The sequence below is a fragment of the Micromonospora sp. CNZ296 genome, from assembly GCF_007827635.1.
In genome coordinates this window covers 554,430-577,322 of sequence record NZ_VISW01000001.1, presented here as the reverse complement: position 1 = coordinate 577,322, position 22,893 = coordinate 554,430, and the positions used below count along the sequence as shown (strand labels likewise).

The following is a 22,893-nucleotide window of genomic DNA, read 5'->3' as shown; positions in this document are numbered from 1 at the left end:
GTGGGGATCACCGCCCGTGGCATCGGGCTGCTCGTCGCCGCCCTGGTGCTGCTCGGCGTGGGGTTCCGGTACGCGTACCCGGAGCTGACGGTGCTCGGCGCGGCGGCCGCGGTGGCGGTCGGCTACGCCGTGGTGAACGCGGCCTGGCGGCCCCGGCTGAGCGTTCAGCGGCGGGCCGACCCGGACCGGGTGGCCCGGGGTGAGCCGGCGGCGATGGAGCTGACGGTGCGAAACAGCGCGCGGCTGCGGGCGGCGAACCTGGTGGCCGAGGACCGCTGCGCCGGGGCGCTGGTGCCGGTGCCGCTGCTGCGGTTGCGTCCGGGCCGGGACACTGTGGTGCGGTACGACGTGCCGACGCACCGGCGTGGGGTGGTGCCGGTGGGGCCGCTGCGGGTGGTGCGCCGGGATCCGCTGGGCCTGGTGGCGTTGGCGCGCGGCTACGGCGGCACCGTGCCGGTGTGGGTGCATCCGCGCATCCACCCGCTCTCCGCGGTGCCGACGGGTGCCGGACGCAGCCTGGACGGGCGTACCGACAGCGTGCCGCACGGGTCGATCACGTTCGACTCGCTGCGGGAGTACGTGGTGGGCGACGAGTTGCGCCGCGTGCACTGGCGCACCAGCGCCCGGGTGGGTGAGCTGATGGTGCGGGAGAACGTGGACACCAGCCTGCCGCGCCTGGTGGTGGTGCTGGACAACCGTGCGTCCGCGCACCCGGACCGCGCGGGCGGTGTCGCGGAGTCGTTCGAGTCGGCGTGCGAGGCGGCGGCGTCGGTGGTGGCCGCAGCGGTGCGGGAGGACCTGCCGGTGCAGATGCTGCTCGTCGTACCGGCCGAGGTGGAGCCCGCCGGTGCGGCCGGGCCACTGGACCGGCTCGCCGCGGTGGAGCTGGCGGACGCCGGGCCGGACGTGCTGCCCGCCGCGACCGGGCGACTGCGCCGGGACCGGCTCGGCGACACGCTCGTCTTCCTGACCGGGCCGGGTGGCCGCGACGACCTGGGGCACGTCGGCGCGCTGCGCGGCGCGTACCCGTCGGTGGTGGTCGGGATGTTCGGCGCGGACGGGCCCACGGCGGCCGGCGCGGCGGGCCTCACGGTGCTGGACGCCGCGGACGGCGCGGCGTTCGCCGCCGAGTGGGACGGGGTCCGCCGGTGGTGACGCCGCCGCGGACCGGAGCGGCGGCGGAGCGGGCGGTCCGGGCGTTGCGGGCCGCGCCGGTCCCGGCCGCGCTGATCGTGCTGGTCGCGCTCTGCGGCGTGGTGCTGGGCCGGGTGTACGCGGACCCGCTGCTGACCCGGCTCATGGCCGGTGCGGCGGCCGGGTCGGTGCTGGTCAGCGTGGCCGCGCGGCGGCTGCCGTCCTGGCTGGTGGCGCCGCTGTCGGTGGCCGCGCTGACCGGATGGACGCTGCTGTCGCTGCGGCTGGCCGCCGCGCACGCGGCGCTACCGGGCGGGCTCGGCGAGGTGGCCGCCGACGCCGCCCGCAACGCGATCCCGCGGCTGCTCACCGCGATGATCCCGGTCGAGCCGGCGCCGGACACCGTGCTGGTCCCGGTGGTCGCGGCGTGGCTGGCCGGGCTGACCGCCGCCGAGGTGGCGCTGCGGACCGGGCGGGTGCTGCTGGGCTACCTGCCGCCGGCGCTGCTGTACGCCGGCGCGCTCTACGTGGTGGGGCCGAACGCGGATCCGGCGATCGGCCCGACGGTGCTGTTCGCGGCAGTCGCGGCGGCCGGCCTGGCGACGCCCGCGCGCCGCGACGGCCCGGCGCCCGATCCGGTCGCCGGTCTCACTCCTGCGGTACGCGCGGCGGTGCGGCTGCGGCTGGTGGCGGCGAGCGCGGCCGGGCTGGCAGTGGTGGTGGCGCTGGCGGCGCTGCTCGCCCCGGTGGTGGCCGCCCAGGTCGACGAGCGGCCGGTCGACCCGCGCCGCTACGTGGAGCCGCCCCGGGTGGAGTCGCTGGACGAGAACCCGCTGATCCGGATCTCCGGGTGGGCGCTGAACCCGGACCAGCGGCTGCTCGACGTACGCACGGTCGCGGGCGCGGGTGACGGCGGGTCGCCGCGGATCCGGCTGGCGGTGCTCAGCGACTACGACGGGGTGACCTGGCGGGTCGGCGCCACGTACCGCAACGCGGGGCGGATCCTGCCCGCCGCCGAGCCCGCCCCGGACGCGGCCACCGACGAGGTGCGCCAGGAGATCACCGTCGGCGACCTGACCGGGCGGCTGCTGCCGGCGGTGCCCACGCCGCGCGAGGTGACGGGCGCGCGGGTGGCGTACGACCCGGCGACCGGGACGCTGATCCGCCCGGAAGGGCTCGCGCCGGGGCTGCGGTACGAGGTGTCGTCGGTGCGGGAGCGCCCGGACGCGAACCTGCTGCCCACCGCGAACGTGCCCGCAGGGGACGAGGTGGCCCGGGTGCTGCGGGTGGCCGACGGGGCGCCGGAGCCGGTGCGCCGGCTCGCCACCCAGCTCGCCGAGTCGAACGGCGCCCCGTACGCGCGCGCCGACGCGATCGCCACGTTCCTGGCCGAGCACTACCGGGTGACAGCCGACGCGCCGAGCGGGCACGCGTACCCGAACCTGGCGTTCTTCCTGTTCGGACCGCGTAACGGCGGCGGGCAGAGGGGCACCTCGGAACAGTTCGCCGCCGCGTTCGCCGTGCTCGGCCGCCTCGCCGGCCTGCCGACCCGGGTGGTCGTCGGGTTCGAGCCCAAGGGCGACGGTCCGGTGCGGGCCGCCGACGCGTACGCCTGGCCAGAGGTGCTGTTCGACGGTGTCGGCTGGGTGCCGTTCGACCCGATGCCCCGTCCGGATGAGGAGCCCCGCCCGGTGGAGGAGGACTTCCGGCCGCAGCCGGAGGACCCGCCGCCGTCGGAGGTGCCCGCGCCCACCGAAGAGCCGAGCGTCACGCCCCCGGCCGCCGCGCCCGCGCCCGGCCGGGCCGACGGCGGGCTCGGGACGCCGGTGCTGGTCGCCGGCGGCGTCGGCGGGCTGGCGTTGCTGGTCGGCACGGTGCTGGCCGCCCTGTACGCGGCGCGCCGCCGGCTGACCCGCTCCCGTCTGGACGCCGCCGACCCGGGCGAGCGGGTCGCGGGCGCGTGGCGGGAGCTGACCGACGCACTGCGGCTGGCCGGGCACCCGGCCGGGCCGGACCTGGCGGCGGCGGAGGTGGCCGAGCGGGCCCGCCGCACGCTCGCCGAGGCCCGCGCGGCGCGGTCCGGAGACGGTGCGGCCGGACCCACGGACCGGCCCGGGGACGGCGCGGCCGGTCCCACGGACCGGGCCGGGGAGGGTGCGGCGGCCGGCGGCCCGGACGAGGCGGCGGTCGACGATCTGGCCGCCCTGCTCAACCAGGCGGGATTCGCGCCGGGCAGTGTCACCCCGGAACAGGCGGAGCGGGCCGCACGGCTGAGCCAGGGCTTCGGCGACGCGCTGCGCTCGGCCCGCTCCCGGTGGGGGCGACTGTTGTGGACGGTCCACCCGGGGCCGCTGCGGTGGCGCCGCTGACCGGACCGGCCGGGCCTCGGCGCGCGGCCCGCTGCCGCGGTGCTGCCCGCCACGCCCGAGGGAACCGCCGCGACGGCCGGGCTCAGCGGTCGGCCGCGCGCAACTTCCGGACGAGCTTGCGCAGCCCGGCCTGCCAGCCGTCCGGGTCCTCGGCGCGGCGCCGCGCGTAGTCGGCCACCTCTGGGTGCGGCAGGATCAGGAACCGCTCCTCGGCCAGCCCGGCCACGACCACGTCGGCGACCTGGTCCGGCGTGAGGATCGCCCCGGACGCGGCGATCACCCGGGCGCCCAGGTGCCCCTCGGCGAGGCCGTCGGCGAGCATCGGGGTGTCCACGCCCTGCGGGCACAGCGCGCTGACCCGGATGCCGGCGTCCCGGTAGGTGATCGCCAGCCACTCGGCGAGACCCACGGCGGCGTGCTTGGTGGCGGTGTACGGGGCGTCCCCGACCGCCGTGAGCACACCCGCCGCCGAGCAGGTGAGCAGCAGGTGCCCCTGGCCCCGGCTGAGCATTCCCGGCAGCACCGCGCGGGCGCTGTGCAGGTGCCCGAGCACGTTCACCCGCCACGCCCGGTCCCAGTCCGCGTCGGGCGCGTCGATGCCGCCGCCGGTGGCGACGCCCGCGTTGGCGCAGAACAGGTCGATCCGGCCGTGGCGGCGCTCGGTCTCCTCGACGAGCGCGCGTACCGCCGCCTCGTCGGTGACGTCGAGCCCGACGCCGCTGGCCACCGGGCCAATCGCGTCGGCTGCGGCGCGGGCCGCGTCGGCGGCCAGGTCGGCCAGGACGATCGCGGCGGCGCCCTCGGCGGCGAACCGTCGGCCAAGGGCCGCCCCGATCCCACCGGCCCCGCCGGTGATCACCACCACCCGGTCGGTCAGGTTCATCTCAGGCCGCCTTTCCGGGGGCGAGCCGGGGCAGCAGGTCCATCCAGGCCGCCGCGCCGCCCTCGGTGATCTCGGGCGTGGGCAGCACCGCGATGACCGGTACGTCGACGCCGTTGTCGGCGTACCGGCGGACGGCCGCCACGCACTGCTCGGGCGAGCCGTGCAGCACCAGCGCGTCGACCACCTCGTCCGGTACGGCGGCGGAGGCGCCCCGCCGGTCCCCCGCGGCCCACGCCTCCCACATCGGGCCGAGCGAGTCCTGGCGGCCCAGCCACCTGTGGAAGGCGGCGTACGCGGGCACCGTGAGGTAGCCGGTGATCATGCGGCGGCCCAGCGCACGGGCGTAGGCGGTGTCCTCGGTGGGGCAGACGAAGATGCGGGCGGCCACGTCGAAGCCGGGCCGCCGCTCGCCCACCTCGGCCAGCGCGGTCGGCACGTCGTCGGCGGCCAGCCAGTTGAGGATCACCCCGTCGGCCTCGGCGGCGGCCAGGCGCAGCATGCCGGGGCGCAGCGCGGCCAGCAGGACCGGCGGCGGCACGCTGGGCGGGCGCTCCAGCGTGAACCGCCGGACCGCGAACGTGTCGAACGCGCCGTCGACTGTCTCGCCGCGCAACGCGGCCCGCAGGAAGCGCAGCACGTCCCGGGTCCGCTTGAACGGCTCGTCGAATCCGATCGCGTTCCAGTCCCGCACCAGCACCGGCGACGAGGCGCCGACGCCGAGCGCGAAGCGGCCCGGCGCGGCCTCGGCCAGTGCGGCGGCGCTCATCGCGAGCAGTCCCGGCCCCCGGGTGAACACCGGCGTGATCGCAGTGCCGAGGCGCAGCCGCGGCGACCAGGCGGCGGCCAGGGCCAGCGGGGTGAACGCGTCGGCGCCGGCCACCTCCGACGACCACACGTCGGTGAACCCGGCGTCGTCCAGGGCCGCGTAGACGGCGGCGTGGTCGGCGAGCGGGATACCGCCCAGCGGCACGGTCATGCCCCATCGGTTCGTCACCCGTCGATGGTGCCCGTCCGGCACCGCCGGGAGCAAGATCCAGGCGGATATGGGTGATCCGCACCGAGACGCCGGGAAAGAGTGTTACGACTGCCGCATGAGTCGGACCGGGGACGGGGCTCGGCGGTGAGGACCGCCGAGCCAGCCGCGCTGCGCTCGTCCGGCGGCGGACCCGACCGGGCCACGTTCCTGGAGCTGTTCTTCGACCTGGTGTACGTGTTCGCGCTGACCCGGATCTCGGCGCGCGCTTTCGAGGACCTGGTGCTGGAGGGCGGGCAGACCGGCTGGTCGGCGGTGACCGGCGGCGGCAAGACGCTGCTGTTGCTGCTCGCGCTCTGGGCCGTGTGGCAGGGCACGGCGTGGACGACCAGCCGCTACGACCCGCATCACCTGTGGTTGCAGGTCATCGTGATCACCGCGTTGATCTCGGCGATGGTGATGGGGGTGGCGATCCCGCGCGCGTTCAGCCACAGCGGCCTGATCTTCGCCACCGCCTACGTGGTGGCCCAGGTGAGCCGGCCGGCGATCCTCGTGCTGGTGCTGCACAAGCAGCAGTACCGGCGGCTCAAGCTGCGCATGCTGATCACGTTCTGCGCCACGGCTGTGCTCTGGCTGGGCGGCGCGCTGCTGCCGGGCAGCGCCCGGGTGGTGCTGTGGACCACGGCGCTGCTGCTGGAGTACCTCGCCGCCCGGTTCGGCTGGCCGCTGCCGGGCCTGGGCCGCTCGACGGTGTCCCGGTGGGACATCCACGGCGAGCACCTGGCCGAGCGCTACCAGCAGATCTTCCTGGTCGCGCTCGGCGAGACGATCCTGCTCGCCGGCCTGTCGTTCACCCGCTCCTCCACCAGCCCGGGCATGGTCGTCGCGTTCGCCGTCGCGCTGGCGACCTCGGTGCTGCTGTGGCGGATCTACGTGCAGCGGGCCGGGCAGATCCTCGGGGAGGCGGTGACCCGGGCCGCGCACCCGGCCACCATCGGGCGGTCCGCCGCCGACACCCACCTGGTCATGGTGATCGGGGTGGTCGCCACCGCGATCGGCTACGAACTGGTCATCGAGCACCCGGCCGGGCACAACGAGCTGCCGTGGATGGCCGTGGTCCTCGGCGGGCCGGCCGTGTTCCTGGCCGGCCGGGCCCGCTTCGAGTACGAGGTGTTCGGCCGCGTCTCCCCGTCCCGGCTGGTGGGGATCGCCGCGCTGCTGCTGCCCGTACCGCTGCTGGTGCGCCTCGCGCCGCTGGTCGCGGCGATCCTCGCCGCGGTGGTCCTGACGGCGGTGGCGGTGGCCGACGCGCGCCGTGCCTGGGGCCGCCCGCCGGAGGAGGCGGCGACGCCGTTCTGAGCGGCGACGCCGGTGCGGCACACCGCGACCGGGCTACGATCCGCGCGTGACCTTCTCGCTCGTCGCCCGCTCCGCCGACGGGCACCTGTACGGGGTGGCGGTGGCCAGCCGGTTCCTCGCCGCCGGGGCGCTGGTGCCTGCGGCCGAGGCACTGGTGGGCGCGGTCGCCACCCAGGCGCACGCCAACCTCGCCTACCGGGCGCAGGCGCTCGCGCTGCTGCGTACCGGCGTCACCGCCGGCGACGCGGTGGCCGGGCTGGTCGCCGCCGATCCCGGCCGCGACGACAGGCAGCTCGCTGTGGTGGGGGCGACCGGCGACGGGGCGACCTGGACCGGGCCGCGCTGCCATCCGTGGGCCGGCGGGCAGGCCGGCGACGGCTGGGCCGCGCAGGGCAACATCCTGACCGGCCCGCAGGTGATCGATGCGCTGCGCGACGCCTGGCTGGCCCGCGACGACCTGCCGTTCCCGCAGCGCCTGCTGGCCGCGCTCACCGCCGGTGACGCGGCCGGCGGCGACCGGCGCGGCCGGCAGAGCGCCGCGATGCTCGTGGTGCAGCGCCACGGCGGCTACGCCGGCACCGGCGACGAGCTGGTGGACCTGCGCGTGGACGACCACGTCGACCCGGTCGCCGAGCTGCGCCGCCTGCTCGGCATCCACCACATGCTGTTCGGCCGCCCCGATCCGGCCACGCTGCGTGACCTCACCGGCCCGCTCGCGGCCGAGGTGACCGAGCTGCTCGCCGCCACCGGCCACCCGGTCGGCCCGGCCGGCCTGGACGACGCGCTGGCGGCCTGGACCGGCCTGGAGAACCTGGAGGAACGCTTCGTGCCCGGCCGGATCGACCCGATCGTGCTGGAGCACCTGCGGCGGTGCGCCGGGCGCTGAGGTCAGCCGCCGAAGGCCAGCCGGCCGATGCCGGCCCGCGTCAGCTCGGCGCGCTCGTCGCCGGTCAGCGGCAGCCGCCCGGTGGCCTTGCGCAGCACGGTGAGCGCGTCCCACCGCAGGCCCGGCGGCACCGGCACGCCGCCGGTGAGCACGCCCACCACCACGTCCGCCGCGGCCGGGGTCAGCCACGGCGGCCGGTCCAGCGCGTCGGCCAGGTCCAGGCCGTGCACCGCGACCTCCACCACGCGGGTACGCAGGAACTCCGGCAGCGCCATCGCGTCACCGTGCCGGGTGCGCACCACCCGGCCGGGCGGCGCTGCGGCGACCGCCTCGCCGGTGGCGCGCCAGGCTCGGGCGAACTCGTCGGCCACCTCGGCCGCGCCCGGGTGCTCCCGCGCGGCCCGGCGGGCCGAGTCGATGCGGTCCCGGTCGACCGGCGGGCTGAACTTGGCCGCGCCGAAGTAGGCGGCGGCGTCGACCTCGGGCCGGGGCGGCGCGGGTTCGGCGAGCATCCCGGCCAGGCGTCCGGCTCCGGTGCTCACGTGCGCGATCAGGTCGCGCACCCGCCAGGGCGGGCACGGGGTGGGCCGGTCCAGCGCCGCGTCGTCCAGGTCGCGCAGCACCCGTTCCAGGCGTTCGCACTCGGCCCGGAACGCCTCCCGTACGGTCCGCACCGGTCAGCCCTTCCAGCGGGGCACCAGCCGGTGCACCACGACCAGCACCAGCGCCGCCACCACGGCGATCGTGCCGACGATGCCGGCCGCGCTGCCCGCGTACCCGATGAACAGCGGACGGCGGCCGAGCGCCTCGACGGGGATGGTGGAACGGTCCACCAGCCAGGACAGCGCCACCGCGGAGGCCAGCAGGGCCACCACGCCGACGCCGCCGAGCACGGCCCCGGCCACCCGATGCGCGTCGCCCGGCTCCACCACCGCCTGCTCCCGCTGGAAGAACAGCAGCACCAGCCCGGCGACGGCGGCCCACGCGCCCACCACCAGGTACGCGGCGACCGCGTCGCTGGGCCGGTGCCAGCCGGCGGAGAGCGTGGCGACGCCGGCGGCGGCGGCGTACCCGGCGCCGAGGAACGCCCCGGCGACCCGCAGCTTGCGCGGCAGCACCAGGATCAGCGCGATCGCGACCGAGGCGGCCACGGCGGTGTGCCCGCTGGGCAGGCTGTTGCCGGCGGCGGCCCGTTCCGGGTCGATGCCGAAGTCGGGACGGACCAGGTAGTACTTGAGCAGCTGCGTGGTCACGTTCGCGCCTGCGATGAGCAGCGTCGCGGTGACGGCGAGCGCCTTGCGCCCCCGGATCAGCGCGATGAAGCCGATCACGGCGGTCGCGGCCAGCAGCGACACCACCGACATGGCGTTGAGGATCGTGTCCACCGGACCGTCGATGCGGTCCTGGCCGATCCGGTTGCCGGTGAGCGCCACCGTGTCCAGCCACTGGCCCAGTTCGGTGTGTACGGCGAAGCGCCACACCAGCCCGAACGCGGCTGTCTGGATCAGGGCCAGTACGACCAACCAGACTGCCGTCCAACCCCTCGCCGTCTCCCGCACCCGGACAACTTAACGGTAGGTCCGCTCCGGCGCGCGGCGGAGCGCCATCGGCGGCGGCGTACGGTGAGGCGGGCGATTTCGAGGAGGTGGCGCGTGACCGGCACGCCACAGCGGCAACCGGAGGACGGGCCGCGGCCGGAGTCGCTGGCCGACCTGCTCGGCGGCCGGCGCGGGGCGGTGGACGCGACGCTTCCCCCACTGGCGTTCGGGCTCGGCTGGGTGCTCGGCGGGCTGGGCGGCGGCGTGCTCGCGGCGGTGCTGACCGGCACGGCGGTGGCCGGCTGGCGGTGGCGGCGCGGCGACCGTCCCCGCTCGGTGCTGGTCGGGCTGCTCGCCGTCTGCGTGGCAGCGCTCATCGCGTTGCGCACCGGCAGGGCCGCCGACTTCTTCCTGCTCCAGATCGCCGCCAACACGGCGAGCGCGCTGGCCTGGGCGGTGAGCATCGTGGTGCGGTGGCCGCTGCTGGGTGTGGTGGTCGGCACGGCGCTGGGCCAGCGGACCCGGTGGCGGCGCGACCCGGCGCTGCTGCGGGCGTACGGCCGGGCCAGTTGGGTGTGGGCGGCCACCTACGTGCTGCGGGTCGCGGTGTTCGTCCCGCTGTGGCTGTACGGGCAGGTGGTCGCGCTCACCGTGGCGCGGGCGGCGCTGACCTGGCCACTGATCGCGGCGGCACTGGCGGGGAGCTGGGTGGTGATCCAGCGCTCGCTGCCGGCCGGTCATCCGGGGCTGCGGCACCCGATGGACCCGGCGGGCACTGACGGTGTGGCGGCGAGCACAGAATAATGGAGAGGCCGCCACGGGGGGAGCGGCCTCTCCATCAATTACGTTACTCCGTCCAGGGCCCGGATGTGATCCCGTGGACCGCTGAATTTTCCGTGCCTTTTCGCGCCATGGGTCGTCACCGGGCGGAGTGGTGGGCCGGCCGGTCCGCTGCGTCGGCCGGACGGCCGGCCCACCCGGCCTGACCGTGGGCGTCAGGCCGTTCGCCGACCCGGCCGCTCCGTTCCCCCATCGGCCGGGTCGGCCTCCTCCGCAGGCGGGCTCTCACCCGCCTGCGGAGGAGGGGTCACCTCACCCCTGCGGGAAGTAGGTGCCGTAGTCGGCGTACGCCATGGCGATGTCCGCCTGCGCCCAGAACCGGTGGTAGTTGAAGACCGGCTCGGGACCGCCGTCCAGGTACGCCTGCACCTTCGGCCAGTCCGGGTCGTTCTTGTAGAACGAGCGGATGTCCAGGAAGCTCTTGCCCGGGGCGATCGCGTCGCCGTTGGGCATCTTCCCGGTCCAGCCGTTGGGGATGTAGAGACCCTGGCCGTCGGCGGCGTTGTAGACGTCGTCGAAGCGCTTGTAGTCGCCGCGCTTCTCCGGCGTCGAGACGCCCTTGCTGTCGGCGGACGCCGAGAGCGCGTCCAGCAGGCCCTTGGCGGTGTTCTTCGCCGCGGTGTTGCCGGACTTGGCCGCGTACGCGATGAGCGTGCGGGCGTAGGCGCCGGCGACGCCGACGTCCTGACCCTTGACCGTCACCTCGACGTGCAGGTTGGTGTTCGGCTGCGGGCTGCTCGGGTTCCAGTTGGCCGGCTGGCCGGTCCACTTCATGTCCGACGGGATCGACCAGTTGGTGCCGACCGTGGTGTTGGCGATGGCCCACGGCACCCACTTGTCCAGCAGCGCCTTGGCCTTCGCGTTGCCGGTCTCCAGGTAGAGCTCGGCGATGCGCTGCATCGACCAGGCCTGCATGCCGAACCACTGGTTCGACGGCGGGTCGTTGTAGACCGGGTCGACGTCGTAGTACATGCCGTAGAAGGTGGCGGTGCCGGCCGGCGGCTGGGCGTAGCTGCCGTCCCAGCTGTTGGTGGCGCCACCGGCGATGCCGCCCTCGGCGGACTGGAGCCAGGTGTAGAACTCCAGTTGCCGGTCGAGGCTCTTCTGCCAGTCGGAGACCGCGGTCGGCGACTTCGGCTTCAGCTCCGCGACGTTGGTCATGGCCCAGGCCGCGAACGGGTTCTGGTAGCCGAAGTGGCTGTGGCTGGAGCCGATCCGCCACGACCAGTTCTGCGAGGCGTCGTACGCGCCGCCCCAGGCGTAGTACCAGGAGAGCAGGTAGTGCGCCGAGTCACGGCCGCTGCCGGCCGGGCAGGTGGACGCCCCGACGCAGTTGCCGATCTTCTTGAAGTACTTGTCGAACAGCGCGTAGCGCAGGTAGTCGCCCATCTTGGCGGCCTTGGCCACGGTGGCCGCCACGTCGGCCTGCTTGCCCTGCGCCTTGGCCCAGGTCAGCGCCCAGTAGGCGGCCTGGACGGCACGCGCGTCGGCGTCCGGCGCGTTGGTGTACTTCCACTGCTTGGCCGGGGCGCTGGACTCCTTGACGAACAGGTCCAGGTAGCCGTTCGGGCCGCCGTGCTTGAACGTGTCGCAGGACGGCTGCGGCACGGTCTCCCACACCGACTCCTGGGTGCCCCGCTGGAAGGTGTTGATGTACGCGGGCCGGGTGGTGCCGTCGCCGCAGCGGCCGTAGCCGTAGGTGTTGTCCACGTCGAGCAGCCAGTGCATGCCGTAGATGTCACCGGTGCCGTAGGTGGACTGCAGCTCCGAGCGCAGCGGGTCCTGGCCGACCGGGACGCTGGCCTCCAGCGCCGACGGGTACTGGCTGGGCAGGTTGTGCTCGGCGGCGTACTGCGGGGTGCCGGGCGAGCCGGCGGTGGCCTGGTCGGCGTGCGACGGGATGATGTACTTCTCCATCACCGTCCAGGCGTTGTTGAACGGGGCCCAGTTCTGGGTGACCCGGCCGTACTGCGCCTCCAGCCAGAGCCAGAAGCTGAACGCCTCCGAGGTGGTCTCGTGGCCGTGGTCGGGCGCCTCGACGATCAGCGTCTCGATCGAGTGGTACGGCACGCCCTCGGGGCTGAAGTAGCCCGAGTTCTTGATCTTGCCGTACTGGTCGAGGAACTTCTTGATGTAGGCGTTGTCGCCGCCGGGGGTGTCGTTGTCCGCCTCGGTGGCGACGACGGAGATCGGGGCGTAGCCGGCGGCCGACGCGGTGATGGTGGCGGTGCCGCCGACCGTGTCGGAGTCCTCCGCGGCCGAGACCGTGGCGGTGACGCCGGTGCTCCAGTTGCTCGACGTGAGCGTCAGCGTGGACGGCGAGACGGTGATGTCGCTGTCACCGGTGACGGCGAGGGTCACCGGCACGCTGGCGGTGGGCGCCGCGCTGAGCGTGTACCGGACCGTGGCGCTGCCGCCCTCGGCGACGGTGACCGCCGACGGGCTGGCGACCAGCTTCGGCCCGCTCGCCGCGGTGACCGTGAACGACTTCTCCGAGACGGCCGTGCCGCCCGCGTTGTCGTACGCCTTGGCCTGCACGGTGTAGCTGCCGGCCGGCAGGTCGAGCAGGTCGTAGCCGTACGGCGCGGTGGTGTCGGTGTTGACCAGCAGGCCGTTGCGGTAGAACTCGACCTTGCTGATGGTGCCGTCGGCGTCGCTCGCGGTCGCGGTCAGCGGCACGTCCGCCGGCGCCTCGAACGGGCCGGACGGCACGCTCAGGGAGACCGTCGGCGGCTGGTTGGTCTGCGCGCCGTTGCAGGCGACCCCGTTGAGGGTGAACGCGGTGGGCTTCGGGTTGCTGCCGCTGTAGCTGCCGTTGAAGCCGATGCTGGTGGACGCGCCGGTGGGCAGGCTGCCGTTCCACGACTCGTTCGTCGCGGTGACCTCGCTGCCGGACTGGATCCACCGGGCCGACCAGCCCTGGGTCACGCGCTGGCTGCTGTTCGGGAAGGCGAACTTCAGCGACCAGTTGTTCAGCGCGTCACCCAGGTTCTTGATGGTGACGTTGGCGGTGAACCCGTTGTTCCAGTCGCTCGTCGCATAGGTCACGTCGCAGGCGGGCGCGGCTTGTGCGGCGCCCGCGGGCAGGGCCACCCCGCCTATGACGAGGGCGGTGGCGGCGACCATCGCCGTACGGCGACGTCTGGCCAGAAGTCTCATGTGGGCGGTGTCTCCTCGGACCGGGCCGGGACCGTGGGCCCCGGCAGGGCGCCTCCACGCGCCGACGGGGCGTACGCGGGGGGACGGAGGCGTCCGGAAAGGTGGTCGTCCCGGCCGTGCCGGGGATCGGGGCGCCGCACCGGTTCGTCACCGGGTGCCCTCGGCGGCCCGCGCTCGCGTTCACTGGCTCCGCGTGGCGTGACGAGAGTGTGACATGGAAGCGCTCCCACCACAACGGCCAGCACAGATACGCGCTTCCATGTTTCGATCTCGTTTAGGGGCTTTTCCAAACCCGTGACGGGCGTTACAGTCGCAGCATCGCCGATGGGAGCGCTTCCATCGACGGTGATATAAGTACTGGATCGCCGGGTGCACCCGTGCCCGGCGCGTCGGCCCAGAGGCCGACGGCGGACCAGCCCGGACGCCGCCGCCGGCCGTCACCCGCCAGACGGAGGGAGGTGGAACCAGAGCCACTCGCGTGGCCCGGCTCCCGCGCGACGCGCACGACGGACGCCAATTCCACTTCGTGCGTGTGTGCACCATCGTTGGGGACGGGGGTTGCCCTCCCCCGTCCCCACACTAAACCCCCGTTGTCGACGGCAAAAGAGGCCGACGGGACAGGCGTGACACGCCACCCGGACGGCCTTTCTCGCTATCCGCCCCACCCCTCGCCGCTCACGCCGCCGCGAGCGACGTTCCCGAGCGACGCCCCCGCCCACCCACTTTCCGGCCGCCCGCCGGCCGCGCCGCACCTCGCCGCGACCGCCGGATCGGGGCCGGCCGCTCCCTGGCTATGATGGGAGCGCTCCCGGCCCAGGGCGGCCCGTCACTCCGAGGAGAAACCTCATGTCGTTACTCACCCGACGGCGCCTGCTCCGCCGCGCCGCCCTGTCCGCGACCGCGGCCGGCGCGGCCCGGACCGGGCTCGCCGGCACCACCGCGGCGGGGGTCGCCGCATCCACAGTCGCGCTCGGCGGCTGCGACAGCCCGCCCGAGCGCACCACCGACCCGGAGCCGGACCGCGGGCTGCGTTTCCCGGACGGCTTCGCCTGGGGTGCGGCGACCTCGGCGTACCAGATCGAGGGGGCCGCGAAGGAGGACGGGCGGGGTGAGTCCGTCTGGGACACCTTCAGCCGCACGCCGGGCCGGATCCGCAACGGCGACACCGGCGACGTCGCAGCCGACCACTACCACAGGTACGCGCAGGATCTGGACCTGATGCGCGACCTCGGGCTGCGCAGCTACCGCTTCTCCATCTCCTGGCCCCGCATCCAGGCCGACGGCTCCGGCCGCCCCAACCAGCGCGGCCTCGACTTCTACCGCCGCCTGGTGGACGGGCTGCACGAGCGCGACATCGCGCCGATGGCCACGCTGTTCCACTGGGACCTCCCCCAGGCCCTCCAGGACGCCGGCGGCTGGGAGAACCGGGACACCGCCGAGCGCTTCGCCGAGTACGCCGACGTGGTGTTCCGCGCCCTCGGCGACCGGGTGCCGGTCTGGCTGACCGTCAACGAGCCGAAGACCGTGGTGCAGAACGGCTACATCTGGGGCCACCATGCGCCGGGCATCCGCGACGAGGACGCGGCGTACCTGGTCGCCCACCACCTGCAGCTCGCCCACGGCCTCGCCGTGCAGGCGCTGCGCGCCACCGGCCTCACCGGCCGGATCGGCCCGGCGCTCAACCTGCACCCCTGCTACCCGGCCGACGACTCCGCCGAGTCGGCCGCCGCGACCCGGCTCCACGACGGCTACGAGAACCGCCTCTACCTCGACTCGATCTTCAAGGGCGCGTACCCGCAGGACGTGGTGGACGACCTCGGCCCGGACAGCCGGATGGTCCGCGGCGTCCGCGACGGCGACCTGAAGATCATCTCCAGCCCGGTCGACCTGCTCGCCGTGCAGTACTACACGCCGATCTACGTCACCGGCGACGGCGGCACGGTCCGCAAGTGGCCCACCTCCGAGGCGGAGTGGCAGCAGATCTACCCGGAGGGCATGTACGACATCCTGACCCGGGTCACCCGCGACTACGGCCGGGTGCCGATCACCATCACCGAGAACGGCCTGCCCTGCCCCGACGTGCCCGGCCCGGACGGCAACGTCGACGACGCCGGGCGGGTCGCCTTCCTGCGCGACCACTTCGCCGCCGCGCACCGGGCCGTCGGCGACGGGGTGCCGCTGGAGAGCTACCACGTCTGGTCGCTGCTGGACAACTTCGAGTGGGCCGAGGGGTACGAGCAGCGCTGGGGCCTGGTCTACGTGGACTACGCGAGCCAGCGGCGGGTGCTCAAGCGCAGCGCCCACTGGTACCGCGACGTGATCCGCCGCAACGGTCTGTAGGCCACGGCTGCCCGGCCGGCGCGACGCCGGCCGGGCACCGGTCACCTCAGCGCGGCAGCGCCTGCTGGAGTTCGGCGCGCAGCGCCGGGGTGAGCATCTCGCCCGCCTGCTTGGCCAGCCGCGCCATCTCGTAGCCGACCACGCCGATGTCGGCGTCCGCCCCGGCCAGCGTGGCCAGGATCGAGCCGTCCCGGATCTGCATCACCAGGAAGTAGCCGCGCCCCATCTCGACCACCGTCTGCTTGACGACGTCACCGTCGAACATCTGGGCCGCCCCGGCGGTGATGCTCATCAGGCCGGAGGTCACCGCGGCGAGCTTGTCCGCGTGGTCGCGCGGCAGGTGCGCCGAGATCGCCACCAGGAGGCCGTCGGAGGACACCACCACCGCGTGCGCCACCCCCGGAACCCGCTCGGCGAACGCGTTCACCAGCCAGCTCAGGTCGCGTGCCTCCTGGCTCAACGTCGTCACTGTCGTCGTCCTCCTTCATCGCGCGGCAGGTACATCTCGGTGGTCTCCTCGGCCTCGGCCCGCCGTACCCCGCTGTAGAGGCGCGACAGCATGCCGCCGACCGCCTCCGGGTCCGGCTCGTGCCGCACCGCCGGACGGTCGGCCGGGGCGGCCGAGGCGAGCTGGGCCATCGGAACGCGTACCGGCAGGCCCCGCTCGTTCGTCCCTCCGGTCACCGGCGTCGCCGCCGGTGCCGGCGTCACACCCGGCGCCGGCGCGGCCGGTCCCTGCCGGCTGAACCACCCGCCGCCGGCCGCGCCGGCGTCCGGCGTGAGCACGTCCTCGGCCCGTCCCGGGCGGGGACGCGGCACGGTCACCGGCGCGGCGGCCGGCAACGGCGCGGCGGCCCCGGCATCCGTCCCGTCACCCAGCGGCCGCCCGGTCAGCGGGGACATCGGCAGCGCCGCGGGCCGGCCCGGCGCCGGACGCCAGCCGGCCACCGGCAGCTCGGCCGTCGCCGCGGCGAGCGCACCGGACGCGGCGACCGGGCCGGTGAGCGCCGGCTGCGACGTCCCGCGCGCGAGCCGGGCCGGCGTCGCCTGGACCACCTCCGGCGCGGGCGCCTCGGCCAGCAGCTCGACCGGGATCCGCACCCGGGCCACCAGGCCCTCCCGGCCCGCGCTCAACCGCACCCGTACGCCGTGCCGGGCGCTGAGGTGGCTCACCACGAACAGACCCATCCGTTCCGAGGCCGACACGTCGGCGGCCGGCGGCTCGGCGAGCACCGCGTTCGCCTCGGCCAGCGCCGACGGGCTCATGCCCAGCCCTTCGTCGACGATCTGCACGAGCGCGCCCCGGCCGTCGGGCTCGACGACCACCCGCACCGCGGTGTCCGGGCGGGAGAAGGCGGTGGCGTTCTCCAGCAGCTCCGCGAACAGGTGCACCAGGTCGCCCACCGCGTGCCCGACGACGTGCAGGTCGGTCCGGTTCTCGTGGCGCACCCGCTGGTACTGCTCGATCTCCGCGCTCGCGGCCAGCAGCACCGCGCCCAGGCCCACCGGGCGGTTCCACCGCCGGGTCGACTCCGTGCCCGCGAGCACCAGCAGGCTCTCGTCGTTGCGGCGCATACGGGCGGCGAGGTGGTCGAGCTTGAACAGGTTCTCCAGCTGTTCCGGGTCGCTCTCCTCGCGTTCGAGTTCGTCGAGCAGTTCCAGTTGCCGCTCGACGAGCACCTGGCTGCGCCGGGCCAGGTTGACGAACATGGCGTTGACGTTGCGCCGCATCATCGCCTGCTCGACCGCCACGTCGACGGCGCTGCGGTGCACCGCCACGAACGCCTCCGCCAGCTCGCCGATCTCGTCCTGCGAGTCGATCACCGAGGGCGGTACGTCGATCGCGCCGATCGGGCGGTCCACAGTGCGCAGCCGTTGCAGAGTCAGCGGCAGGTCCACCTGCGCGATCCGCAGCGCCTGGCCGCGCAGCTGCCGCATGGCGCGGGCCACCGACCGGCCGACCAGCAGCGAGATCAGCACCGCGACCAGGAGCACAGTGGCGATCCCGCCGGCCACCAGCAGCGTGTCGCGCAGCTGGCGGGCGCTGGCGTCGTCGGCCTGGCGTACCGCGTCGGCCACGATCTCGCTCTCCAGCTGGCGGAACAGCTCCTGCCGCTGCTCGCTGGCCGCCCACCACTGGGTCGCGTCGAGCAGGACCGGCTTCGCGTCACCGCCGGGCAGCGTCCGCTCCTCCAACCGGGTCGCGGCGACGAAGGCCGGGTCGACCGAGGTGCGGTCGTAGCGGCGGATCTGGTCGGCGGTCGCCGCGACCCGGAACGCGCCGAGCGCGGTGAGCTGCTGGGCCCGCAGGTCGCTGAGCGTCACCTGGTCGTCGGCCTCGTACCGGCCGGACCGGGCGGCGGCGTAGAGCTCGGCGCGGATGCGGGAGGACAGCTCCTTCACCCGGGACAGCTGCACGTACCGCAGCACCGCCTCGGTCAGCTCCTGCCGGCCGCTGCCGGGCGACGGCTCGGCCAGCAGGCTCAGCAGCGCCGCGATCGACCGGTGGTAGTTGCTCAGCACGGTGTCGCTGGAGAGCACCGCCGGCGCCACCGCCGCCCGGATGTTCACCACCTGGTCGTACGCCTCGAGCGCCTCGGAGTAGGAGACCCGCCAGGCGGCGTCCGCGTCGGCCAGCGGCGCGGCGGCGGCGCGCAGCTCGGCCATCGCCCGGTCGGTGGCCTCCTGGAGCGGCTTGAGCGCGGCGACCGCGGCGTCCCGGTCCGCGCCGGTGCCGGCGCGGCGCAGCGCGGCCAGTTCGCCCGCGGTGCGGTCCCGTTCGTGCTGGAGCCGGTCGACGGCGGTGGAGATCTGCCGGCCGATGCCGACCTGCTCGGCGAAGGCGCTCAGCGTGGTGGTCTGCCCGACCAGCCCTCGGGTCTGGATGCCGGCCAGGACGAGGAACGCCAGAGAGGGGATCACCAGCACCGTGGCGAGCTTGGTTCCCATCCGCCAGTCCCGCAGCCGGAACCCGGAGCGCCGCCGGTGCGGCGCAGGGGCCGCACCGCGAGCCGGGTCGGGAGCTGCGCCCACGGTTGCCTCCTCGTCCCGCCCCACCACGTCGGGGAGCGGAGTCCATCCAATCAGGCCGTCGGTCGGTGTCAACGGCCGCCCGGACGGCATGACCAGGACGGTCAGCGCCTCGGGTGGACGGTCACGCGTGCGAGGCGGCCTCGTCCGTCCGGCCGATCCCGGCGATCTCGTCCGCCTCCGTGAGCCGGCCGAGCGCGACGAGCGCGGCGCCGGTGGCGCCGATCTCCGGGTTGCGTTGCCAGCACACCCGGCGGGGCGCGAGCACGTCGAGGAACGCCCCGCGCCACCACGGCGAGGCGGTCAGCGCCCCACCGCCGAGGATCACCTCCATCGGCTCGCCGATACCGGCCTCCAGCAGCGTCAGGTCGTCCGCGACGAGCCGGCACAGGCCGCTCATCAGCCCGGCCAGGATGTCCACGGCTGTCGTGCCGAAGCTGAGCCCGCGCAGCTCCCCCGAGCCCGCCGGGGCGACCCCCGGTGGCCGGTCGCCGCCGAAGCGGGGGTTCGCCCGCACCGAACCGGCGACGCGATCGAGCGCCGCCTCCAGCTCCGCGCCGTCCGGCAGCCGCAGCTCGCGCGCCGCCCAGGCGAACAGGTTGCCGCCGCTGGAGTACGCCGCGCCGGTCACCACGTGGTTGTGGTCGACCCGGTACCGCCAGAGCTGCTCCGGCAGCGGCGGCGGCTCCGCACCGGCCGGCACGGCCTGGATCATGCGGACCGCCGCGGAGGTGCCGACTGTCACCGCCGCGCGGGTCGGGTCGACGCAGCCCGAGCCGACGTTGGCGGCCGCGCCGTCGCCGACCGGCGGCGCCCACCGCGCGCCGGCCAGCTGCGGCCAGCGCCGCGCGTACGCCGCGTTCAGCCGGCCGTGCCAGCCGTCCGGGGCCAGCCGCAGCATCTGATCCGGGCGTACGCCGGCCAGCTCGCACGCCTCCGGATCCCAGTCCAGGCGGCGCAGATCGAGCAGCCCGGTGCCGGAGGCCAGCGAGATCGACATCGGCGCGTCGTCGAGCAGCGTGCCGAGCACGTACTCGGCGAGCCCCGTGAAGCGGGCGGACCCGTCGACGCGCTCACGCAGCCAGGGCAGCCGCACCGACCAGTAGCAGCGGTGCCACCAGGTGCCGGTACGCCCGTGGAAGTCCGCCGGGTCGGCCGGCCCGGTCGCTCCGGGAAGCGGCTCCGGCCGGGTGTCCAGCCAGGTCAGCACCGGCCCCGACGGTGTGCCGTCGGGCGCCACCGGCAGCACCGAGTGCCACTGCGCGGAGGTGGCCACGAGGTCCACGTCCCGCAGGTGCCCGCCGGCGGCCAGCTCGTCCAGGCACTCCACCAGGCACGCCAGGTAGGCCGGGCCGTCGAGCGTCCCGCTGCCGTCGTCCCCGGTGACCAGGCGCACCCGGCGCCGGGCCAGCGCGCCCGGGCGCGGCACGGCGTCCGCGTCGAGCACCAGGCCGCGCACCGAGGAGGTGCCCAGGTCCAGAGCGAGAATGTCCATCGCCGGTCAACCTACCCGGCGGGACCGGCGGTCACGCCAAGATCCGTACCCGGTGACGCGCGATCGGGTTCCACGGCGCCTGCCGATCGCGTACAGTGATCGTCATGCCCGCGCACCTGTCCTGCTGGTGGCCCGCCGACCCGGCGGCCCACCCCCGCGCGTAGCTTCCCCACGCGGCCGCCCGACGAGGCGGCCGCCGGTCTTCCCCGGCATCCCGGGTCGCCTTCACCGGCGGCCACCGGCCCACCGAGGAGACCCGATGACCCGCCTGTCCGACCCGCTCGCCGCCGTCGCGGCCGGCCGCGACCCCGGCCCGTTCGCGCTCGTCCGCCGCGAGGGCGCCGACCACGTCGACCTGTTCACCGGCCCGGTACGCACCGCCGGCCGGCTCGCCGACCTGCCGCTGCCCGAGGACGGCGCCGGTCCGCACACGCTGGCCCTGGTGCCGTTCCGGCAGGTCACCGAACGCGGTTTCGAGTGCGTCGACGACGGGCTGCCGCTGGAGTTCCTGGCGGTCGAGGCACACCGGCGGATACCGCTGGCCGAAGTGCTCGACGACCTGCCCGACGCCGAGGTGCGCACCCGCGACGCCGGCTTCGACATCGCCGACGACGAGTACGCGGCGATCGTGGAACGGGTGCTGGCCGACGAGATCGGCCGGGGCGAGGGGGCGAACTTCGTCATCCACCGCACCATGCGCGCCACAGTGCAGGGCGACCCGCTTGCGGCGGCCCTGGCCGCGCTGCGCCGGCTGCTGCTGCGCGAACGGGGCGCGTACTGGACGTTCCTGGTGCACACCGGCACCCGCATCCTCGTCGGCGCCAGCCCCGAGCGGCACGTCAGCGTCGCCGACGGGCTGGTCGAGATGAACCCGATCAGCGGCACGTTCCGGCACCGGGGCGAGACCGTCGACCGGGCTGAGCTGCTGCGCTTCCTGCACGACGAGAAGGAGGTGGAGGAGCTGTACATGGTGCTGGACGAGGAGCTGAAGATGATGGCCGTGGTCGCCGAGCACGGCGGCCAGGTGGTCGGGCCGTACCTGAAGGAGATGGCGCACCTGGCGCACACCGAGTACCTGCTGGCCGGGCGCTGCTCCCGGGACGTACGCGACGTGCTGCGGGAGACCATGTTCGCGCCCACCGTCACCGGCAGCCCGATGGAGAACGCCTGCCGGGTGATCGCCCGACACGAGCGCACCGGCCGGCGCTACTACGCCGGGGTGCTCGCACTGCTGGGCCGCGACGAGCAGGGCCGGCAGACGCTCGACGCGCCGATCCTGATCCGTACCGCCGAGATCTCCCCCACCGGCGCGCTGCGGGTGCCGGTCGGCGCGACGCTGGTCCGGCACTCGACCACCGCCGGGGAGGTGGCCGAGACGCACGCGAAGGCCGCCGGTGTGCTGGCCGCGCTGGGTCTCGGCCCGGACGCGCCGCGCTCCGCCGGCGAGCCGGCCGTCCGGTACGCCGACGACCCCGAGGTACGCGCCGCGCTGGCCGCCCGCAACGCCCCACTGGCCCGGTTCTGGCTGGAGCAGCGGGAACCGGGCGCGCTCGCGCTGCGCGGGCTGGCCGGGCGCCGGGCGCTGATCGTCGACGGCGAGGACACGTTCACCGGCATGCTGGCCCACCAGCTCGGCGCGCTGGGCCTGGCGGTGACCCGCCGGGACTGGCCGGACCCGGGCCCGCTGGACGGCTACGACCTGGTGGTGGTCGGCCCCGGGCCGGGTGACCCGCGGGACGCGACCGCGCCGAAGATGGTGGCGCTGCGGACGCTGCTGACCGAGCTGCTCGCGTCCGGCCGGCCGACGCTCGCGGTGTGCCTGGGCCACCAGTTGCTCGCCGGGCTGCTGGGCCTGCCGCTGCACCGCCGCGACGCCCCGTACCAGGGGTTGCCGCGGGACGTGCCGGTGTTCGGGACGACCCGCCGGGTCGGGTTCTACGCCAGCTTCACCGCGCTCGCCGACGCCGACCGGGTGGCCGGCCCGTACGGCCCGGTCGAGGTGTCCCGCGACCCGGCCGACGGCGCGGTGCACGCGCTGCGCGGCGCGGGCTTCGCCGGGGTGCAGTTCCACCCGGAGTCGGTGCTCAGCCAGGACGGTACGAGGGTCCTGGCGGACCTGCTCGGGCATCTGCTCGACCGGCCGGCGCTGAGCGCGCATGGAGCGGCCGATCGCGGGTAGGGCTCTGGCGACCGGTGGTCCGGACGGGTTCGAGAGCCCCCGTCCGGCCACCGGTCACCAGTCGGGTCAGCCGGCCATGCCCCGCTTCAGCGCGGCGCCCATCAGCACGGCCCGCTTGGCGGTGAGCGCGGTGGCCGCCAGTGCCACGTGGTCCGGTGCGACCTCACCGTTGTTGCTGGTGTGCGAGGCGCCGTACGGGTTGCCGGCGACGAACTGGCTCGGGTCGGTGTAGCCGGGGGTCACCACGATGCCGCCCCAGTGGTAGAAGACCGTGTACAGCGACAGCAGCGTCGCCTCCTGACCGCCGTGCAACGTCGCGGTCGAGGTGAACCCGCTGTAGACCTTGTCCGCGAGCGCGCCCGCTGCCCAGAGCGGGCCGGTGGTGTCGATGAACTGCTTGAGCTGGGCGGCGATCATGCCGTACCGGGTCGGCGAACCCATGATGACCACGTCGGCCCAGGACAGGTCGTCCGGCTGCGCCTCCATCACGTCCTGGGTCTCCAGCCGGTGCGCCTGCCAGCCGGAGTTGGAGCGGATCGCCTCGTCGGGCGCCAGCTCACGTACCTTGCGCAGACGCACCTCGGCGCCGGCCTCGCCCGCCGCCTCGACCGCCGCCTGCGCCATCTGGTAGGTGATGCCGGTCGCGCTGTAATAGATCACCGCGACCTTGACCTGGCCATCCATCAGACGTTCCCTCCTCGTTTCGGG

16 protein-coding genes are annotated in these 22,893 nt (G+C 74.9%); 7 read left to right on the top strand and 9 right to left on the bottom strand.

Features of this window, described 5'->3' with window-relative positions; all coding sequences use genetic code 11:
- Together FB455_RS02605 and FB455_RS02600 are read left to right on the top strand one after the other, a co-directional pair.
- Positions 1-1,155 (top strand): DUF58 domain-containing protein, encoded by a 1,155-nt coding sequence (locus FB455_RS02605; RefSeq protein WP_013287289.1) that lies wholly within the window; start codon positions 1-3, stop codon positions 1,153-1,155.
- Positions 1,149-3,503: a transglutaminase domain-containing protein gene (locus FB455_RS02600; RefSeq protein WP_013287290.1), complete on the top strand. Its 2,355-nt coding sequence runs from the start codon at positions 1,149-1,151 to the stop codon at positions 3,501-3,503. Before FB455_RS02605 ends, FB455_RS02600 begins: the two co-directional genes overlap by 7 nt.
- 82 nt (positions 3,504-3,585) lie before the next feature.
- Here the strand turns inward: FB455_RS02600 and FB455_RS02595 are convergent, their stop codons facing one another.
- Positions 3,586-4,386: an SDR family oxidoreductase gene (locus FB455_RS02595; RefSeq protein ID WP_013287291.1), complete on the bottom strand. Its 801-nt coding sequence runs from the start codon at positions 4,384-4,386 to the stop codon at positions 3,586-3,588.
- Position 4,387: 1 nt separating this feature from the next.
- Entirely contained in the window at positions 4,388-5,362 is a 975-nt protein-coding gene (locus tag FB455_RS02590) for an LLM class F420-dependent oxidoreductase (protein ID WP_013287292.1), read from the bottom strand.
- 144 nt (positions 5,363-5,506) lie between these two features.
- Between FB455_RS02590 and FB455_RS02585 the strand changes: the two genes are divergently transcribed.
- Both FB455_RS02585 and FB455_RS02580 read left to right on the top strand, forming a co-directional pair.
- Positions 5,507-6,718: a low temperature requirement protein A gene (locus FB455_RS02585; RefSeq protein WP_145752032.1), complete on the top strand. Its 1,212-nt coding sequence runs from the start codon at positions 5,507-5,509 to the stop codon at positions 6,716-6,718.
- A gap of 46 nt (positions 6,719-6,764) precedes the next feature.
- Positions 6,765-7,604 carry a DUF1028 domain-containing protein gene (locus tag FB455_RS02580; protein ID WP_013287294.1) on the top strand — a complete coding sequence of 280 codons (840 nt, stop codon included), beginning with the start codon at positions 6,765-6,767 and terminating at the stop codon, positions 7,602-7,604.
- A gap of 2 nt (positions 7,605-7,606) precedes the next feature.
- Here FB455_RS02580 and FB455_RS02575 read toward each other — a convergent pair whose 3' ends face one another.
- On the bottom strand, positions 7,607-8,278 hold the full coding sequence (locus FB455_RS02575) for a maleylpyruvate isomerase N-terminal domain-containing protein (protein ID WP_145752030.1): 672 nt from the start codon (positions 8,276-8,278) through the stop codon (positions 7,607-7,609).
- Between the two features lie 3 nt (positions 8,279-8,281).
- Positions 8,282-9,163 (bottom strand): phosphatase PAP2 family protein, encoded by an 882-nt coding sequence (locus FB455_RS02570; protein WP_145752027.1) that lies wholly within the window; start codon positions 9,161-9,163, stop codon positions 8,282-8,284.
- A gap of 93 nt (positions 9,164-9,256) precedes the next feature.
- On the opposite strand from FB455_RS02570, the gene FB455_RS02565 reads away from it, so the two are divergent.
- Complete coding sequence (locus FB455_RS02565; RefSeq protein ID WP_013287297.1) at positions 9,257-9,946, top strand: DUF3159 domain-containing protein; 690 nt, start codon at positions 9,257-9,259, stop codon at positions 9,944-9,946.
- 288 nt (positions 9,947-10,234) lie between these two features.
- Here the strand turns inward: FB455_RS02565 and FB455_RS02560 are convergent, their stop codons facing one another.
- Positions 10,235-13,132, bottom strand: coding sequence for a glycoside hydrolase family 48 protein (locus FB455_RS02560; protein WP_186466367.1), 2,898 nt, complete (start codon positions 13,130-13,132; stop codon positions 10,235-10,237).
- Between the two features lie 855 nt (positions 13,133-13,987).
- Between FB455_RS02560 and FB455_RS02555 the strand changes: the two genes are divergently transcribed.
- Entirely contained in the window at positions 13,988-15,481 is a 1,494-nt protein-coding gene (locus FB455_RS02555) for a GH1 family beta-glucosidase (RefSeq protein WP_013475986.1), read from the top strand.
- Positions 15,482-15,527: 46 nt separating this feature from the next.
- Here the strand turns inward: FB455_RS02555 and FB455_RS02550 are convergent, their stop codons facing one another.
- Genes FB455_RS02550 through FB455_RS02540 form a run of 3 tightly spaced genes read right to left on the bottom strand, consistent with a single transcriptional unit; the run spans position 15,528 to position 20,006 of the window.
- On the bottom strand, positions 15,528-15,950 hold the full coding sequence (locus tag FB455_RS02550; RefSeq protein ID WP_013287300.1) for a roadblock/LC7 domain-containing protein: 423 nt from the start codon (positions 15,948-15,950) through the stop codon (positions 15,528-15,530).
- Positions 15,947-18,604: a sensor histidine kinase gene (locus FB455_RS02545; protein ID WP_030272764.1), complete on the bottom strand. Its 2,658-nt coding sequence runs from the start codon at positions 18,602-18,604 to the stop codon at positions 15,947-15,949. The genes FB455_RS02550 and FB455_RS02545 overlap by 4 nt, the downstream gene beginning before the upstream one ends.
- Before the next feature lie 31 nt (positions 18,605-18,635).
- Positions 18,636-20,006, bottom strand: a complete 1,371-nt coding sequence (locus FB455_RS02540) for an FGGY family carbohydrate kinase (RefSeq protein WP_030272762.1) — start codon at positions 20,004-20,006, stop codon at positions 18,636-18,638.
- A gap of 259 nt (positions 20,007-20,265) precedes the next feature.
- Between FB455_RS02540 and FB455_RS02535 the strand changes: the two genes are divergently transcribed.
- Entirely contained in the window at positions 20,266-22,185 is a 1,920-nt protein-coding gene (locus FB455_RS02535; protein ID WP_030272760.1) for a chorismate-binding protein, read from the top strand.
- Between the two features lie 66 nt (positions 22,186-22,251).
- On the opposite strand, the gene wrbA is transcribed toward FB455_RS02535, so the two are convergent.
- Positions 22,252-22,869 (bottom strand): NAD(P)H:quinone oxidoreductase, encoded by a 618-nt coding sequence (wrbA, locus tag FB455_RS02530; protein ID WP_013287304.1) that lies wholly within the window; start codon positions 22,867-22,869, stop codon positions 22,252-22,254.
- Positions 22,870-22,893 lie beyond the last annotated feature (24 nt).

Bases quoted from the DNA above. Each gene is read 5' to 3' on its own strand.
- FB455_RS02535 (WP_030272760.1), top strand. From the start codon at position 20,266: ATGACCCGCCTGTCCGACCCGCTCGCCGCCGTCGCGGCCGGCCGCGAC.
- FB455_RS02545 (WP_030272764.1), bottom strand. From the start codon at position 18,604: ATGCCGTCCGGGCGGCCGTTGACACCGACCGACGGCCTGATTGGATGG.
- FB455_RS02590 (WP_013287292.1), bottom strand. From the start codon at position 5,362: ATGACCGTGCCGCTGGGCGGTATCCCGCTCGCCGACCACGCCGCCGTC.
- FB455_RS02555 (WP_013475986.1), top strand. From the start codon at position 13,988: ATGTCGTTACTCACCCGACGGCGCCTGCTCCGCCGCGCCGCCCTGTCC.
- wrbA (WP_013287304.1), bottom strand. From the start codon at position 22,869: ATGGATGGCCAGGTCAAGGTCGCGGTGATCTATTACAGCGCGACCGGC.
- FB455_RS02540 (WP_030272762.1), bottom strand. From the start codon at position 20,006: ATGGACATTCTCGCTCTGGACCTGGGCACCTCCTCGGTGCGCGGCCTG.
- FB455_RS02595 (WP_013287291.1), bottom strand. From the start codon at position 4,386: ATGAACCTGACCGACCGGGTGGTGGTGATCACCGGCGGGGCCGGTGGG.